Origin of the sequence: Flavobacterium sp. (assembly GCF_035456225.1) — a bacterium.
Lineage (GTDB): Bacteria > Bacteroidota > Bacteroidia > Flavobacteriales > Flavobacteriaceae > Flavobacterium.
Genome location: NZ_DATIDM010000142.1, coordinates 1 through 14,975, shown reverse-complemented (window position 1 = coordinate 14,975; position 14,975 = coordinate 1). Strand labels below are relative to the sequence as shown.

The window sequence follows — 14,975 nt, the reverse complement described above, 5'->3', positions numbered from 1 at the left end:
GATTGCATTTTTTTATTGTACCTTGTAACAAACTGAAGTGTAGTTCGTCTTGATTGTATAAACCAACACCAAACTTATGAAATTATGAATCAGCAGGAGTTTGTGAATTTGATTACTCCTTTTAAGGATAAGTTGTTTCGGATGGCGAAGCGGCTGCTCGTGAGCACCGAAGAAGCCGAAGATGCAACGCAGGAAGTTTTGGTGAAATTATGGAAAAACAACAATGTTCTTTCGAATTATTCCAGTGTGGAAGCTTTTGCGATGACGATGACCAAAAATTACTGCCTCGATCAGTTAAAATCAAAAAGAGCATCTAATTTGCAGATTGTCCATAATAATTATTCCGACAGGACGGCAAGCGTTCAGAAACAGATTGAAGACAGAGACAGTTGGAGTGTGGTGGAAAAAATAATCGAAAGTTTACCCGAACAACAAAGACTGATCGTTCAGATGCGAGATGTCGAAGAATATGAGTTTGCAGAGATAGCAAAAATAATGGAGATGAATGAAACCGCTGTGAGGGTTGCCCTCTCAAGAGCGAGAAAAGAAATAAGAGAACAATTGGTTAAAAAACACAATTATGGAATTGCATAAAATTGAAATATTAGTTGATAAATACTTTGCAGGAGAAACCAGTATTGCTGAAGAAAAAGAGTTAAAAAACTATTTTTCATCTTCAGATGTGGCGCCCCATTTGGAACAATACAAGGCAATCTTTGGTTACTTCGGTCAGGCAAAACAAGAGCAATTCACCAGAACGGTTCCACTACAACCCAGAAAACGAAATTATGTAGCGTGGATTTCCGTTGCGGCCAGTATTGCAGTTTTGTCCGGTACGCTCTACTTTATGAACCAACCATCGGAACAGCCTGTGGCTAATGGTTTGGGCACGTTCGATGATCCGGAATTAGCTTTCCAGGAAACACAGAAAGCACTGCAAATGGTTTCGGAAAACGTAAATGAAGGCGTAAAAAGTATCGAATATGTAAATGAGTACAATCAAACAACAAAAACAATCTTTAAATAATCAAAAAATGAACAAGTTATTTTTAACACTTTTAGTAGCCCTGTTTTCGACAACTATATTTGCTCAAGCCGCTTTTGATAAGTTCGACGGACAGGAGAATGTGACTTCGGTAATCGTAAACAAAAAGATGTTCGAACTGATGAGTAAAGTAAAAGTGGATGCTTCCGATAAAGAAGCGCAAGCTTACATGAATCTGCTTAAAAAGTTAGACAATCTGAAAGTGTTTACGACAACCAGCGCGAAACCGGCTTCTGAAATGAAGGCGACAATGAACAGCTATTTGAAATCGAATCCTTTGGATGAACTGATGCGTATCAATGACGGAGGAAAAGCTGTCAGAATTTATGTGAAGTCCGGTGCAAACAGCAATCAGGTAAAAGAGCTTCTGATGTTTGTTGATGGTTCCGGTTCTAAAAACGAAACGGTATTGCTTTCGTTAACCGGGAATTTTGATTTAGATGAAATTTCGGCTCTGACTGAAAAAATGAAATTGCCTGGAGGTGAATCTCTGAACAAGGCAGCTAAAAAATAATAGTACTATTATGAAACGGTATTTATTTATTGGATTTTTTGTTTCAATGCTTTTTGCGGGCTGTGAACAGAAACCTTCATTACAGAAATATTTCGTAGCCAATTCCGATAAAAAAGATTTTATTTCTTTGGATTTGGCACCGACTTTCATCAACGTTGATAAGGTATCGCTGTCAAGTGCGGAAAAAGAAGCGCTGGAGTCATTTAAGAAGATTAATGTGTTGGCTTTTAAATCCGATTCCTTAAACCAGAATAAGTTTAATGAAGAGCGTGAAAAGGTAAATACGATTCTAAAAGATAAAAGCTATCAGCAATTGATGAGGGTAGGATCCGGAAAAGAAGGCGGTGCGGTTTATTTTGTAGGTCAGGACGAACATATTGATGAATTCGTGCTATATGCGAACAAAAAAGAAAATGGTTTTGCCGTAGTTCGGGTTATAGGCGATGATATGAATCCGACAGACGTTTTGAATCTGATGCGTCTGATGCAGAAAGCCAACATAGATATGGAGCAGCTTAAGCCTTTGCAAGAGCTGGTACAGCCTTAAAAAAACAAAGTCCCAATACTTCTTGGGGCTTTTTTATTGTTTGTATATTGAAATGTAAAACAGTAATTAATTTCACGACATTAAGAGCACCCACAAAATAGCAAGTATTGGTCCGAGTAACCCAAAGATTATTCCAGTTAACCTGAAATCTTTTTGTTCAAGATAACCGGTATTGAATACGATTGCGTTAGATGGGCTTGATGCAAGCAGTCGTAAAGCTGAAGATGATGAAAGAGCGATAATCAAAGCTACTTCTAACTTTTGATCGGGAAGTATAGCCATGCAGATTGGGACCATTAAAGCAGTTGCTGTTGAATTGGTCATTACAGTTGCTAATGCCGTGGCTAAAACCCCAAAGATACTGAGCAATAACATGCTGTCCAGTTGCAGGGTGATTAGTATTTCGGCATAATGCTTTAATAAACCGGTATGATCCAGAGCAAGACCTAATGACAAACCTCCGGCAACCAATAAGAGTGTATCCCAACCTAATGTCCGAACATCTTTTCCATTAAGCACGCCGGTTAACGTAAGTATTACAATTGGAACCGCACATACCGATGATGGTTTTATTCCATGCAAAGAACTGGTAACCCATAAACCGATAGTGAGAAATGTTACACCAATAACTATATTTCGCTGCAATGCTGCTTCCTTTGAAACATCTGTTTTCATATCATCAAGAAAAGCTGTGGAAATAGGAGTAGGATCTTTTATGTGAGCCTTAATCAAAGCGAAACAACAAACTGCATTCACAACTATCGCGAGCGGTATCCCATAAATCATCCAGTCGATGAACTCAATAGTAATTCCTGCATTATGCAATGCGCCGACAGCAATTGCATTTGCAGGCGTACCGACAATGGTAGCCATGCCCCCTGCAGTTGCAGCGACTGGAATACCCAATAATAATGCTTTGGAGACTCCGGAATTTTTATCGAGCGTTTTAAGTAATGGCATTATTGCTGCTAACACCATTGTGGTAGTAGCGGAATTGGACAAAAGCATGGAAGCTAACATTGTTGTGGTCATTATGCCAATCAATAAATTCCGTGGATTTGTTCCCGCAAGTTTAAGTGTGAACCTGAAAAGCGTTTCATCTAATTTCGTATTGGCCATGGCTTTTGCAAGAAAAAAACCACCGAGTAAGAGCCAAATTATACTGTCGGAAAATGTCTGGACATAATGCTCAATATTTTCGGGTGCTGAATTAAAATGTTTGTTACCAAGAGCAAATACCAGATAAGAAATTATTAAAAGACTTACCGCAAATGCGGGTATGGCTTCAGTAATCCACAGGCCGATGGCAAAGAACAATAGGAAGATAACATATACCTGTGAGTCGGTAAAATTTGGTTCTTTCAATATCAGTGTTACCCCTAAGGCTACGGCAAAGGATAGCAGAAAATGGTAGACTGATTTATGTTTATTTCCATTAGCACCTTTTTCTTCCATAATTTTTGAAATTTATCCCGGTGATAATTGTATTTCATTAAGAACCAGTATGTTAAATTATTCAAATTTAATGAATAATTCTTGTATACTTTTGCTGTATTTGTGTTTTATCAAATTCCTTTTGACTATTTTTTAAATGATAGTTCACTTGATTGAAGTGTTTTTTTTTTTTTTTTTTGAAGTGACCACGATGGGATTGACTTTGTCCTTCTCAAAAAGCTCCGCTTTGAAAACACAAAATGGAACCCAATTGTCTAAAGCGAGCTTTATCAATTGAATTCCATTTTGTATTTATTCGTGACCACGATGGGATTGACTTCGTCCTTCCCAATAAAGCTCCGCTTTGAAAACACAAAATGGAACCCAATAGTCTAAAGCGAGCTTTATCAATTGAATTCCATTTTGTATTTATTCGTGACCACGATGGGATTCGAACCCATACGCCTTGCAGCACCACCCCCTCAAGATGGCGAGTCTACCAATTTCTCCACGTGGCCGAAAATAAAAAAAGTCAAACATTGCTGCTCGACTTCTTATCGTGACCCGGCTGGGATTCGAACCCAGGACCCCATCATTAAAAGTGATGTGCTCTACCAGCTGAGCTACCGAGTCTAGAATTACTTCCTGATTGCGGGTGCAAATATAAGACGTATTATTTATTTTGCAAGGGAAATTTATTATAAATTTGACTTTCTTTTAAAGTTTATTCTTAAAGTATTAGTTTATAGGGCGTTGTTACTATGAAAAAAATCATGTTAGTTGGGTATATGGGGAGCGGAAAATCGACTGTGGGTAAATTGTTGTCGGAAAAAACCGAAATTCCATTTTTTGACCTTGATGAAATAATCGAAAAAAATGCAAAAAAAACCATTTCGGAACTTTTTTTGGAGATTGGAGAGATTCGTTTTCGGAAAATAGAACATGAAACACTTAATGGTTTTATGGCTTCTCACGATCATTATATTTTAAGTCTTGGAGGGGGAACGCCTTGTTATGCGAACAATCATTTGCAATTGCAAAAAGAAGGTGTGGCTTCCGTGTATCTGAAAGGATCGATTGCCGAGCTTGTGAACAGGTTACTGCCGCAAAAGAAATTACGCCCGCTGATCGCTCATCAAAGTGACGAGGAATTGCACGAGTTTATTGCCAAGCACTTGTTTGACAGAAGTTACTTCTATCTCAAATCAAAATACATTGTTTCGGTTGATGATAAAAAGCCGGAAGATATAGTGGATGAATTAATTCAGCTATTAGCTTAAATAAGCGTATTCGTCATTTTCTTCAAAAACAACCTGAATGTGTTCCTGTAATGAGGTTGATAGCGAAATGCCTTTGAAATCGGCTTTCACGGGGTATTTTTTATGATTTCGGTCAACAAGTACTGCCGTCTTGAATTTCTTTAATGGAACGTCAAGGAAATGTTTTACGCCGTAAATCAAAGTGGTACCTGAATTTAAAACATCGTCTATCAATACCAATCCCTTGTTTTGATATTCGGATACATTTAATGAAGTCGTTATTTCATCCTGCGGATTGTTCTTGTTGATTCGTACTTCACATAAAATAACCTTCAGATCGGAAATCAAAGCAAGTTCTCGAGCAATTTTCTGTGCAAAAATGTAACCGCTGTTTGTGATTCCTGCAAGTACCACTTCATTTTCATCCACAAAAGTTTCGTAGATCTGATAGGCAATTCGTTTGGTTTTGTGCTGGATTTCGCTTTGTGTTAAAATGATGTTTTTCATGTGTTGTGCTTTTTTCAGACCTTAAAATCCTGATGAAATAAAAATCAAAAATAAAGATTTTTTATCAAACGCAGATTTAAGGTTTTTAAAATTACTTTGTGGACTGTTTTTGGGTTGGCTGAATTTTATTTTGGGGTTACAATAAAAAACAGCTCACGTGCTTCCCTTGGTTTAATAGAGTTATAGGCCGCTTCCAATGTTTTGATCATGAAGCTGTCAGAGAACAGGCTTTGGTATTCTTCTTTGCTTCCTCCAAAAGGCGGGCCTTCTTCAGTTAACGGAAAATCGAATAGCAGACCAAAGAGTTTTCCTTTTTCAGAAAGCAGGGAATGCATTTTGGTAACATAGTTTTTTCGGAGATCCGGAGATAAGGCGCAAAAAAAGGTTTGCTCCATTATCAAATCAAATTTTCCTTCCAATTCGAAAAAATCACTGTATATAAGTTGTTCTTCCGGAAAATGCGGAATTCTTTTTTTTATGTTTTGAAGCGGTGTTTCGGCAAAGTCGACAACAAAAATGTTATTAAATCCATTTGACAGGAAGTAATCCAATTCGTGAGCATTGCCGGCTCCCGGAATCAGGATTTTGATGTTTTTGTCGGTAATCTGGTCGATATAATTCTTCAACGGTGTGGTTATGGTTCCTGCATCCCAGCCCGTTTGATTCGTCTGGTAGCGGTTTTCCCAATAATCACTATTCAATTGGTTCTTCATAATCGCCTGGTTCTATGGTGTAATCGTCTATGTCTCTTCGGTCTTTTTTGGTTGGTCTTCCCTGGCCTTTTGTCCTATAATGTTCTTTCGATAATTTAAGCATTTCCAGATGTTCAAAAGATTCCGCCGGTGTCTCGTCTTTCCGGTAAATGTCAACCAATTTTGGTCCGACCCTGTTTTGCGGTACATCCAAAACGGTTAAAATATAATTTATCTGATCTTTTCTTAAGGTAATTTTATCGGATGGAAATACTTCCTTGGAAGGCTTGGCTTCCTGTCCGTTTACGGTGATATGACCTTTCTTACAGGCTTCCGCAGCGATGCTTCTCGTCTTGTAGTAACGAACGCACCACAGGTATTTGTCGATTCTCATTGGGATTCGTTAAAATCAGTGTTAATAGTAGTACAAAAATAAAGTAAAATTGTATCTTGCGCCATTAAAATTTGTTAACGATGAATAAGATTTTATTTGGTTTGGGAATTGCTTTGTTGTTGTTGGGGACAAGTTGTAAGGATGATGATACTCCTCAAGCAGAACCAGCAAGACCACATGCCGATGTTTACCCGGAAGATTTGGTTGATATTGAGGATTATTTGCATAAGGCTTACGTAGAGGTAACCAGAAATGCTGGTGGAGACGTTATTGATGTGAAAATAGATACATTAGATGCTGATCATACTGTTTCAATTTGGGATCAGACCGATTATCCATTAATGAGTAAAATTGTGAAATTATACGGTGTTGATTTTAAAGTGTATTACTTAAAATTTGACGATAAAGGGGATACAGATGCTGATGGTGATAAACCATGTGGAGTGGACAGAATCTTAACTACTTACAGAGGAACAACTATAGTTCGCACTGCAGTGGTTGACCCTGATACTGATTTGACGAGTTATGTATTCGAAAACAAAGAATTTGATTACGCGCCAAATCCGGTTGAATTTAATCTGATAGACGTTATAAAAGGATGGGAGCATGTCATGCCGCTGTTTAGAGCCGGTTTTTTTGATCCGAATGATATTGATGGTACTTTGAATTCAATAAATTATGGTTCGGGTGCGATGTTTTTACCATCCGGTTTAGGTTATTATAATGGAGCTGGAGTTAATGGAAGTATTCCGGCTTATACTCCTCTTATTTTTACATTTAATTTGCATGCAGTAACGCGTTTGGATCAGGATTTTGATAAAATCGAATCACGATACGAGTACGAACTTGATGAGGATGGTAATTTAATTGATACTGATGCAGATGGGATTCCGGATATTTTCGATGCAGATGACGACAATGATGGTTATTTGACAAAAAATGAGATTACGCATACGGTAACTGTATTGGAAAATGGTGTTGAAACCGTATATAGGTACGTATATCCTTTTAATGGTGCTGCGGTTGATGACCCTGTAACTATTTATGTAGATGAAGCGCAAGGTATTCCTGATTGTTCGCTTGATTATGCCACACCAACGAGAGTAAGAAGGCATTTAGATAAAAATTGTTTTGCTATAATTAATGAGGATCTTCCATAATAAAAGATAAAAAAAACCCGCTCAATGAGCGGGTTTTTTTATGGTAAAAGAAAGAAGGATTATTTTCTCTTGATTACTCTTTCTACGGCTTCAACAATCGCCTGATTGTTTAATTTGTATTTTTCCATTAACTGCTCTGGTGTTCCTGATTCTCCAAAACTATCCTGAACTGCTACAAATTCTTGCGGCTTCGGATTGTTTAATGCTAAAGTTCTGGCAACGCTTTCGCCTAAACCGCCAAGGATGTTGTGTTCTTCGGCAGTAACCACACAACCTGTTTTTGCAACTGATTTTAAAATCGCTTCCTCATCCAAAGGTTTGATGGTGTGAATGTTGATCACTTCTGCAGAAATACCTTTTTCTTCTAATTTTTCAGCAGCGATTAATGCTTCCCAAACCAAGTGACCTGTTGCGATAATCGTAACATCAGTTCCTTCGTTTAACATAATTGCTTTACCAATAACGAAAGGTTCGTCAGCCGGCATGAAGTTAGGTACCACAGGACGTCCGAAACGTAAATAAGCCGGACCATGATGATCAGCCAATGCTAAAGTAGCTGCTTTTGTCTGGTTGTAATCACAAGTGTTTATTACAGTCATTCCCGGCAACATCTTCATTAATCCGATGTCTTCTAAAATTTGGTGAGTTGCACCGTCTTCTCCTAATGTTAATCCGGCGTGTGAAGCACAGATTTTTACGTTTTTATCAGAATACGCAACTGATTGACGAATCTGATCATAAACTCTGCCGGTAGAGAAGTTGGCGAAAGTTCCTGTGAAAGGGATTTTTCCTCCGATAGTTAAACCGGCAGCAATTCCGATCATGTTTGCTTCAGCAATTCCAATCTGGAAAAAACGCTCCGGATGGTTCTTTTTGAATTCGTCAAATTTTAACGATCCGATAAGGTCGGCACAAAGTGCTACCACGTTTTCGTTTTTCTGACCCAATTCGGTCATTCCCGCTCCAAATCCTGAACGGGTATCTTTACTTCCTGTATTTGTATATTTTTTCATTTGAATTTAAATTGAAAGATTGAAAAATTGAAAGATTGAAATTTCTGAAACCAACAGCTTTCAATACAATCGTCATTCTGAAATCTGATTTCTGCAGTCTGCCTTCTAATAATCGATTTCGTCTTCACAGTAGTTTTGACTCAATGCTGCAGCCAATTGCTCATCGTTTGGTGCTTTTCCGTGCCAAGCGTGCGTATGCATCATATAGTCAACACCATGACCCATTTCAGTATGTAACAAAATACAAACCGGTTTGCCTTTTCCTGCCAATGCTTTAGCATGGTTAAGTCCTGCAATGATATCTTCAATGTTGTTTCCTTCTTTGACTTCAACTACATCCCAGTCAAAAGCTACAAATTTAGCTTTAACACTTCCCATGTTCAGCACTTCATCGGTAGTACCGTCAATCTGCTTTCCGTTCAAATCAATGGTAGCAATTAAGTTGTCTACTTTTTTAGCGGAAGCATACATGATAGCTTCCCAGTTTTGACCTTCCTGAAGTTCGCCATCTCCCAATAAAGCATAAACGAAATGGTTGTCATTATTAAGTTTTTTGGCCTGTGCAGCTCCAATAGCTACTGATAAACCCTGACCTAATGAACCTGATGCCATTCTTACTCCAGGTAAACCTTCGTGAGTGGTTGGGTGACCTTGTAATCTTGAATTTAATTTTCTGAAACTAGCCAATTCCGAAACAGGGAAATAGCCGCTGCGTGCAAGAACGCTGTAGAAAACCGGTGAAATATGTCCGTTTGATAAGAAGAAAACATCTTCCCCGATGCCGTCCATGTCAAAACCAGGTTTGCGTTCCATTATATTTTGGTATAAAACTACAAGGAATTCAGTACATCCCAAAGAACCTCCCGGGTGACCTGAATTTACAGCGTGTACCATTCGAAGAATATCTCTTCTTACCTGAATCGTTAAATTGCTTAATTGTTGTGTGTTACGCTTCATTTTGTATGTAAAAGTTAAACTGGTGCAAAGATAATCAGATAATTGGATTTTTTGGAGGATTCGGCAGTACGATTTTTCAGAAATATTTTCAGATGTTAATTAAATCCATATTTCATAATTCATAACTGACAAATCTTTTATCTTTGCCGATTGTAAAATATACATATGAAGTTTGATTTACTAAAGAAAGACCCGCAAACAAAAGCAAGGGCAGGATCCATCACTACTGATCACGGTGTAATTGAAACACCTATTTTTATGCCTGTGGGTACTGTTGCCACCGTAAAAGGAGTGCATCAGCGAGAGTTGAAAGACGATATCAATCCGGATATTATCCTGGGGAATACCTATCATTTATACCTTCGTCCGCAAACTGAAATTCTTGAAAAAGCGGGAGGACTGCATAAATTCATGAACTGGGACCGAAACATCCTTACGGACTCGGGAGGTTATCAGGTTTACTCACTTTCTTCCAATAGAAAAATCAAAGAAGAAGGGGTGAAATTCAAATCGCATATCGACGGTTCTTACCACTTTTTTACGCCTGAAAATGTAATGGAAATTCAGCGTACCATCGGTGCGGATATCATTATGGCATTCGATGAATGTACACCTTATCCATGTGATTACCGTTATGCTCAAAAATCAATGAAGATGACCCATCGCTGGTTGGATCGTTGTATCAAGCATTTGGAAAATTTGCCGTTCAAATACGGATACGAACAGACATTTTTCCCGATTGTTCAGGGAAGTACTTATAAAGATTTGCGTGCTCAATCTGCGGAATATATTGCCAATGCAGGAGCACAAGGGAACGCTATCGGCGGACTTTCAGTTGGGGAACCGGCCGAAGAAATGTATGCAATGACAGAAGTCGTAACTGCCATACTTCCGGAAGATAAACCGCGTTATTTAATGGGAGTTGGGACGCCAATTAACATCCTTGAAAATATCGCACTCGGAATCGATATGTTCGATTGTGTTATGCCTACGCGTAATGCAAGAAACGGAATGTTGTTCACGGCCAACGGAACCATCAATATCAAAAACAAAAAGTGGGAAGCCGATTTTTCACCTATCGATGAAATGGGGCACACTTTTGTGGATACGGAATATTCCAAAGCTTATTTACGTCATTTATTTTCCGTTAACGAATATCTTGGAAAGCAAATCGCTACAATTCACAATTTAGGTTTTTATATGTGGTTGGTTCGTGAGGCAAGAGTTCATATTCTGGCTGGCGATTTCCGCGAGTGGAAGGAAATGATGGTAAAAAATATGAGTCAAAGATTATAAGGGATGGAATTTGGATTTAAAAGTGAAGAGATATTCTTAATTGTTTTGAAAAATCTAACTTCTAACTTCCAGCCTCTAACTTCTAACTTCTAACTTTTTTAATGAAAATAATTGATAAGTATATCTTAAAGCGTTATTTGGGGACTTTCAGTGTAATGTTGTTATTGTTTATTCCAATCGGAATTGTGATAGACGTTTCGGAGAAAGTGAACAAGATGATTGAAAATAAAGTCCCGTTTGTGGAAGTCGCAAAATACTATATGCATTTTACGGTTTATTTCGCGAACATGCTTTTTCCGATTTTCCTGTTCTTATCGGTAATCTGGTTTACATCCAAATTGGCTAATAATACAGAAATTATAGCTATTTTAAGTTCAGGAATTTCATTCACCCGTTTTCTCAGGCCATATATTATAGGTGCGACTCTGGTTTCTTTGTTTGCTATCCTCATGGCCTTTGTTTTGGTTCCAAATGCCAGTAAAGGGTACAATGATTTCAGGTATACGTATCTTAAAAACAATCCCAAAGTAAGAGAGAATCTTGATGTTTACAGGCAAATCAGTAAAGATGAATTTATTTATGTAAGCAATTTCAATTATATCTCAAAAATGGGTTTTAATTTTTCACTTGAAAAATTCAAAGGCGATAAGTTGGACTATAAGATTACCGCAAACCGTATTCAGTGGAATGAAGCAGACAGTACCTATACATTACATGGTTTCAGAAAAAGAACCATTGGTGAATTGGATGATCAGCTGGCTTCCACAGACCAACGAAAGATGAAATTGAATTTCGATATAGATGATCTTACTCCTGTTGTATATATTGCTGAAACAATGACTTTTGTGGAATTGAATAAATTTATCGAAAAAGAAAGGGAAAGAGGTTCTTCGAATATCAATACCTATGAGGTTGTAAAATATAAAAAGTTCAGCTTACCGGTTTCGGCTTTTATTCTGACAATTATTGCTGTGGCGGTTTCGTCAATGAAACGAAGAGGAGGGATGGGAGTTAACCTGGCTACGGGAATTGCATTAGCTTTTACGTTTATCTTCTTTGATAAAATATTCGGGACACTGGCGGAAGCTTCGACCATGCCGCCAATAGTTGCAGTTTGGTTGCCTAATGTTTTTTTTGGGATATTGGCTGTTTATCTGTTGAGGAATGCCAAACGATAAAGTAAGAAGCTATCTTCATCTCCATTTAATTGTATTTATTTGGGGATTTACTGCGGTTTTGGGAAAACTGATTTCTCTTGACGCGTTACCTTTGGTTTGGTATCGTATGATGATTGCTGTTTCGATTATCTTCTTCTACGTTAAAATCAGAAAAATTCCTTTAAACTTATCAAAGCGATTACTGTTTGGTTTTTTATTTTCCGGGCTGGTTATAGCACTGCATTGGCTTACCTTCTTTCAGGCGATAAAAGTTTCAAATATATCGGTAACCTTGGCATGCTTGTCAACCGGAGCTTTATTTGCATCAGTCTTGGAGCCTATTTTCTACGGTAAAAAGATAGTGATCTATGAGGTGTTGTTTGGGCTGCTTGTGGTCTTCGGATTGGGGATTATCTTTAAAGTGGAAGGTAATTATGTGGAAGGGATCCTTTTGGCGTTAACCTCTGCCTTTCTATCAGCGATGTTCTCCGTAATTAACGGGAAGTTTGCCAAACATAATGATGCGGCTGTCATAACATTATATGAACTTGCGGGAGGAATCGGATTCTTATCTGTATACTTATTATTTTCCGGACAATTTTCGAAAGACTTTTTCCAGATTTCAGCTTCCGATTTATTATGGTTGTTTGTTTTGGGGTCAATCTGTACAGCCTATGCGTTTTTGGCTTCGGTGAAAGTAATGAAATTCCTAACACCATATACTGTAATGCTAACCATCAACTTGGAGCCGATTTACGGAATTATATTAGGGATTTTGGTGTTCAGCGAAAGTGAAAAAATGAGCCCCGAATTTTATATCGGTGCTTCAATCATACTAATAACCGTCATATTGAACGGTATCATAAAAAACTATAAGAAAGTTAAAAACTAATTTAAATAGTTTCCGCATTGTAAAATGAAAATTTTATCTTTGCCGTTCAAATTAAAGTCAAAAGAAACAAACAAAATGGAATACTTAGATTTTGAACTTCCGATTAAAGAACTTGAAGATCAGTTAGATAAATGTCAGATTATCGGTCAGGAATCGGATGTGGACGTTTCTGCAACCTGTAAGCAGATCGAGCAGAAATTAGAAGAAACTAAGAAAGAAATATATAAAAATCTTACAGCGTGGCAACGCGTTCAGTTGTCAAGACATCCAAACCGTCCTTATACGATGGATCACGTAAGAGCATTGTGTGGCGAAACTTTCCTTGAGCTTTTTGGAGACAGAGGCGTGAAAGACGATAAAGCAATGATTGGAGGTCTTGGTAAAATCAACGGACAATCGTTCATGATTGTTGGTCAGCAAAAAGGATATAACACTAAAACCCGTCAATTCCGCAACTTCGGTATGGCTAACCCGGAAGGATACCGTAAAGCGCTTCGTTTAATGAAGATGGCTGAAAAGTTCGGGATTCCGGTACTTACTTTAATTGACACTCCGGGGGCTTATCCTGGTCTGGAAGCAGAAGAAAGAGGTCAGGGAGAAGCAATTGCACGTAACATCCTTGAAATGATTCGTCTAAAAGTGCCTATCATTTCAGTTATTGTTGGTGAAGGGGCTTCGGGAGGTGCATTAGGAATAGGTGTTGGAGACAGAGTATTGATGATGGAGAATACTTGGTATTCTGTAATTTCACCGGAATCATGTTCATCAATTCTTTGGAAAAGCTGGGAATACAAGGAGCAGGCTGCTGAAGCACTTAAGTTGACCTCCGCTGATATGAAAAAACAAAAATTAGTTGACGATATCATACCGGAACCACTTGGTGGAGCGCATTATGACAGAGATACTACTTTTAAAACGGTTGAGAAATATGTGATGAAAGCTTTTAATGAGCTGAAAGACTTATCAACAGAAGAATTAGTAGCACAACGTATGGATAAATACAGTAAAATGGGAGAATACAAAGAGTAAACGCCCTGTTTTCAATAAACCAATCCGAAGCCTTGCTGCTTCGGATTTTTTTTGACTTATTAACAAAAAATACAGAGTTGTCAACAGTGTCTTATTAACAACTCAAATGTGTTTTTTATAAAAACTTGGTTACATTAGCAGCATGGAAAACCTTAAGAATATAAACCCTTATAAAGTAGATAAAACTACTATCATCAATCTCGAAAAAGGGAAACTGCCACCACAGGCATTAGACCTTGAAGAAGCTGTCATTGGCGCTATGATGATTGATAAAAAAGGAGTTGACGAGGTTATCGATATTTTGAGCCCTGATGCTTTTTACAAAGATGCGCATAAGTATATATTTGAGGCAATTGTTCAGTTGTTCAATGATACGCAGCCAATTGACTTATTAACAGTTTCGGCTCAATTAAAAAAGAACGGAAAACTGGAATTGTCAGGTGGTGATTTTTACCTGATTCAGCTTACACAAAAGATATCTTCTTCGGCACATATCGAATTCCACTCGCGTATCATTCTTCAGAAATTTATTCAGCGTAGTTTGATCCGAATTTCGTCCGAAATCATTGAAGATGCATACGATGAAACAACCGATGTTTTCGATTTGTTGGACAAAGCCGAATCGAAGTTGTATGAAGTAACGCAGGGAAATATCAAACGTAGTTCGGAAACGGCGCAAAGTTTGGTAATCCAGGCAAAAAAACGAATCGAAGAAATTGCAAACAAAGAAGGTTTGAGCGGAATCCCAACAGGGTTTCACGATCTGGATAAGTTAACGTCAGGTTGGCAGCCTTCGGATTTGATTATTATTGCGGCCCGTCCGGGTATGGGTAAAACCGCTTTCGTATTATCAATGGCCCGAAATATGGCTGTCGATGCCGGAGCACCTGTGGCTTTGTTCTCACTTGAGATGTCCTCTGTTCAGCTGATTACGCGTTTGATTTCTTCTGAAACCGGTTTGTCTTCAGAAAAACTGCGTACCGGTAAATTAGAAAAACACGAATGGGAACAGCTTTCCATTAAAGTAAAAGACTTAGAAAAAGCACCTTTATATATTGACGATACACCGTCGCTTTCCA

17 protein-coding genes and 2 tRNA genes are annotated in these 14,975 nt (G+C 38.1%); 11 read left to right on the top strand and 8 right to left on the bottom strand.

Going from position 1 to position 14,975, the window contains the following annotated elements:
• Window positions 1–84: 84 nt before the first annotated feature.
• From VLB74_RS08525 to VLB74_RS08510, 4 genes are read left to right on the top strand one after another with little or no spacing between them, the layout of a single operon-like run.
• Window positions 85–594 (top strand): RNA polymerase sigma factor, encoded by a 510-nt coding sequence (locus VLB74_RS08525; protein WP_325203031.1) that lies wholly within the window; start codon window positions 85–87, stop codon window positions 592–594.
• A complete protein-coding gene (locus VLB74_RS08520; RefSeq protein ID WP_325203030.1) occupies window positions 581–1,027 on the top strand; it encodes a hypothetical protein in 447 nt (148 codons plus the stop codon). Before VLB74_RS08525 ends, VLB74_RS08520 begins: the two co-directional genes overlap by 14 nt.
• 7 nt (window positions 1,028–1,034) lie before the next feature.
• Window positions 1,035–1,559, top strand: coding sequence for a DUF4252 domain-containing protein (locus VLB74_RS08515; RefSeq protein WP_325203029.1), 525 nt, complete (start codon window positions 1,035–1,037; stop codon window positions 1,557–1,559).
• 10 nt (window positions 1,560–1,569) lie between these two features.
• Window positions 1,570–2,106, top strand: a complete 537-nt coding sequence (locus VLB74_RS08510; protein ID WP_325203028.1) for a DUF4252 domain-containing protein — start codon at window positions 1,570–1,572, stop codon at window positions 2,104–2,106.
• Window positions 2,107–2,178: 72 nt separating this feature from the next.
• Here the strand turns inward: VLB74_RS08510 and VLB74_RS08505 are convergent, their stop codons facing one another.
• The 3 genes from VLB74_RS08505 to VLB74_RS08495 all read right to left on the bottom strand — a co-directional run bounded on the left by VLB74_RS08505 (window position 2,179) and on the right by VLB74_RS08495 (window position 4,173).
• On the bottom strand, window positions 2,179–3,561 hold the full coding sequence (locus VLB74_RS08505; protein WP_325203027.1) for an SLC13 family permease: 1,383 nt from the start codon (window positions 3,559–3,561) through the stop codon (window positions 2,179–2,181).
• A 415-nt stretch (window positions 3,562–3,976) separates the two neighbouring features.
• Window positions 3,977–4,058 (bottom strand) — tRNA-Leu (locus VLB74_RS08500).
• A 42-nt stretch (window positions 4,059–4,100) separates the two neighbouring features.
• Window positions 4,101–4,173 (bottom strand) — tRNA-Lys (locus VLB74_RS08495).
• Between the two features lie 128 nt (window positions 4,174–4,301).
• On the opposite strand from VLB74_RS08495, the gene VLB74_RS08490 reads away from it, so the two are divergent.
• Complete coding sequence (locus VLB74_RS08490; protein WP_325203026.1) at window positions 4,302–4,820, top strand: shikimate kinase; 519 nt, start codon at window positions 4,302–4,304, stop codon at window positions 4,818–4,820.
• Here VLB74_RS08490 and VLB74_RS08485 read toward each other — a convergent pair.
• From VLB74_RS08485 to VLB74_RS08475, 3 genes are all read right to left on the bottom strand, one after another.
• The gene (locus VLB74_RS08485; RefSeq protein WP_325203025.1) at window positions 4,812–5,306 is read right to left on the bottom strand and encodes a phosphoribosyltransferase family protein; all 495 of its coding nucleotides are present in this window, start codon (window positions 5,304–5,306) and stop codon (window positions 4,812–4,814) included. The genes VLB74_RS08490 and VLB74_RS08485 overlap by 9 nt on opposite strands.
• A 125-nt stretch (window positions 5,307–5,431) precedes the next feature.
• Window positions 5,432–6,019 (bottom strand): class I SAM-dependent methyltransferase, encoded by a 588-nt coding sequence (locus tag VLB74_RS08480; protein WP_325203024.1) that lies wholly within the window; start codon window positions 6,017–6,019, stop codon window positions 5,432–5,434.
• Window positions 6,000–6,392 (bottom strand): RNA-binding S4 domain-containing protein, encoded by a 393-nt coding sequence (locus tag VLB74_RS08475; protein WP_325203023.1) that lies wholly within the window; start codon window positions 6,390–6,392, stop codon window positions 6,000–6,002. Before VLB74_RS08475 ends, VLB74_RS08480 begins: the two co-directional genes overlap by 20 nt.
• 80 nt (window positions 6,393–6,472) lie before the next feature.
• On the opposite strand from VLB74_RS08475, the gene VLB74_RS08470 reads away from it, so the two are divergent.
• Window positions 6,473–7,552 (top strand): FKBP-type peptidyl-prolyl cis-trans isomerase, encoded by a 1,080-nt coding sequence (locus VLB74_RS08470; RefSeq protein WP_325203022.1) that lies wholly within the window; start codon window positions 6,473–6,475, stop codon window positions 7,550–7,552.
• A 59-nt stretch (window positions 7,553–7,611) separates the two neighbouring features.
• Here the strand turns inward: VLB74_RS08470 and VLB74_RS08465 are convergent, their stop codons facing one another.
• Together VLB74_RS08465 and VLB74_RS08460 are read right to left on the bottom strand one after the other, a co-directional pair.
• Window positions 7,612–8,565 (bottom strand): transketolase family protein, encoded by a 954-nt coding sequence (locus VLB74_RS08465; RefSeq protein ID WP_325203021.1) that lies wholly within the window; start codon window positions 8,563–8,565, stop codon window positions 7,612–7,614.
• A 105-nt stretch (window positions 8,566–8,670) separates the two neighbouring features.
• Complete coding sequence (locus VLB74_RS08460; RefSeq protein WP_325203020.1) at window positions 8,671–9,522, bottom strand: transketolase; 852 nt, start codon at window positions 9,520–9,522, stop codon at window positions 8,671–8,673.
• A gap of 165 nt (window positions 9,523–9,687) precedes the next feature.
• On the opposite strand from VLB74_RS08460, the gene tgt reads away from it, so the two are divergent.
• From tgt to VLB74_RS08435, 5 genes are all read left to right on the top strand, one after another.
• On the top strand, window positions 9,688–10,818 hold the full coding sequence (tgt, locus tag VLB74_RS08455; protein ID WP_325203019.1) for a tRNA guanosine(34) transglycosylase Tgt: 1,131 nt from the start codon (window positions 9,688–9,690) through the stop codon (window positions 10,816–10,818).
• 101 nt (window positions 10,819–10,919) lie between these two features.
• Window positions 10,920–11,996, top strand: coding sequence for an LptF/LptG family permease (locus tag VLB74_RS08450; RefSeq protein ID WP_325203018.1), 1,077 nt, complete (start codon window positions 10,920–10,922; stop codon window positions 11,994–11,996).
• Window positions 11,983–12,867, top strand: coding sequence for a DMT family transporter (locus tag VLB74_RS08445; RefSeq protein WP_325203017.1), 885 nt, complete (start codon window positions 11,983–11,985; stop codon window positions 12,865–12,867). The genes VLB74_RS08450 and VLB74_RS08445 overlap by 14 nt, the downstream gene beginning before the upstream one ends.
• 75 nt (window positions 12,868–12,942) lie before the next feature.
• Complete coding sequence (locus tag VLB74_RS08440) at window positions 12,943–13,896, top strand: acetyl-CoA carboxylase carboxyltransferase subunit alpha (RefSeq protein ID WP_325203016.1); 954 nt, start codon at window positions 12,943–12,945, stop codon at window positions 13,894–13,896.
• Between the two features lie 142 nt (window positions 13,897–14,038).
• On the top strand, window positions 14,039–14,975 hold a 937-nt coding region (locus tag VLB74_RS08435; RefSeq protein WP_325203015.1), incomplete at its 3' end, for a replicative DNA helicase.

Bases quoted from the DNA above. Each gene is read 5' to 3' on its own strand.
- VLB74_RS08525 (WP_325203031.1), top strand. From the start codon at position 85: ATGAATCAGCAGGAGTTTGTGAATTTGATTACTCCTTTTAAGGATAAG.
- VLB74_RS08520 (WP_325203030.1), top strand. From the start codon at position 581: ATGGAATTGCATAAAATTGAAATATTAGTTGATAAATACTTTGCAGGA.
- VLB74_RS08515 (WP_325203029.1), top strand. From the start codon at position 1,035: ATGAACAAGTTATTTTTAACACTTTTAGTAGCCCTGTTTTCGACAACT.
- VLB74_RS08510 (WP_325203028.1), top strand. From the start codon at position 1,570: ATGAAACGGTATTTATTTATTGGATTTTTTGTTTCAATGCTTTTTGCG.
- VLB74_RS08505 (WP_325203027.1), bottom strand. From the start codon at position 3,561: ATGGAAGAAAAAGGTGCTAATGGAAATAAACATAAATCAGTCTACCAT.
- VLB74_RS08490 (WP_325203026.1), top strand. From the start codon at position 4,302: ATGAAAAAAATCATGTTAGTTGGGTATATGGGGAGCGGAAAATCGACT.
- VLB74_RS08485 (WP_325203025.1), bottom strand. From the start codon at position 5,306: ATGAAAAACATCATTTTAACACAAAGCGAAATCCAGCACAAAACCAAA.
- VLB74_RS08480 (WP_325203024.1), bottom strand. From the start codon at position 6,019: ATGAAGAACCAATTGAATAGTGATTATTGGGAAAACCGCTACCAGACG.
- VLB74_RS08475 (WP_325203023.1), bottom strand. From the start codon at position 6,392: ATGAGAATCGACAAATACCTGTGGTGCGTTCGTTACTACAAGACGAGA.
- VLB74_RS08470 (WP_325203022.1), top strand. From the start codon at position 6,473: ATGAATAAGATTTTATTTGGTTTGGGAATTGCTTTGTTGTTGTTGGGG.
- VLB74_RS08465 (WP_325203021.1), bottom strand. From the start codon at position 8,565: ATGAAAAAATATACAAATACAGGAAGTAAAGATACCCGTTCAGGATTT.
- VLB74_RS08460 (WP_325203020.1), bottom strand. From the start codon at position 9,522: ATGAAGCGTAACACACAACAATTAAGCAATTTAACGATTCAGGTAAGA.
- tgt (WP_325203019.1), top strand. From the start codon at position 9,688: ATGAAGTTTGATTTACTAAAGAAAGACCCGCAAACAAAAGCAAGGGCA.
- VLB74_RS08450 (WP_325203018.1), top strand. From the start codon at position 10,920: ATGAAAATAATTGATAAGTATATCTTAAAGCGTTATTTGGGGACTTTC.
- VLB74_RS08445 (WP_325203017.1), top strand. From the start codon at position 11,983: ATGCCAAACGATAAAGTAAGAAGCTATCTTCATCTCCATTTAATTGTA.
- VLB74_RS08440 (WP_325203016.1), top strand. From the start codon at position 12,943: ATGGAATACTTAGATTTTGAACTTCCGATTAAAGAACTTGAAGATCAG.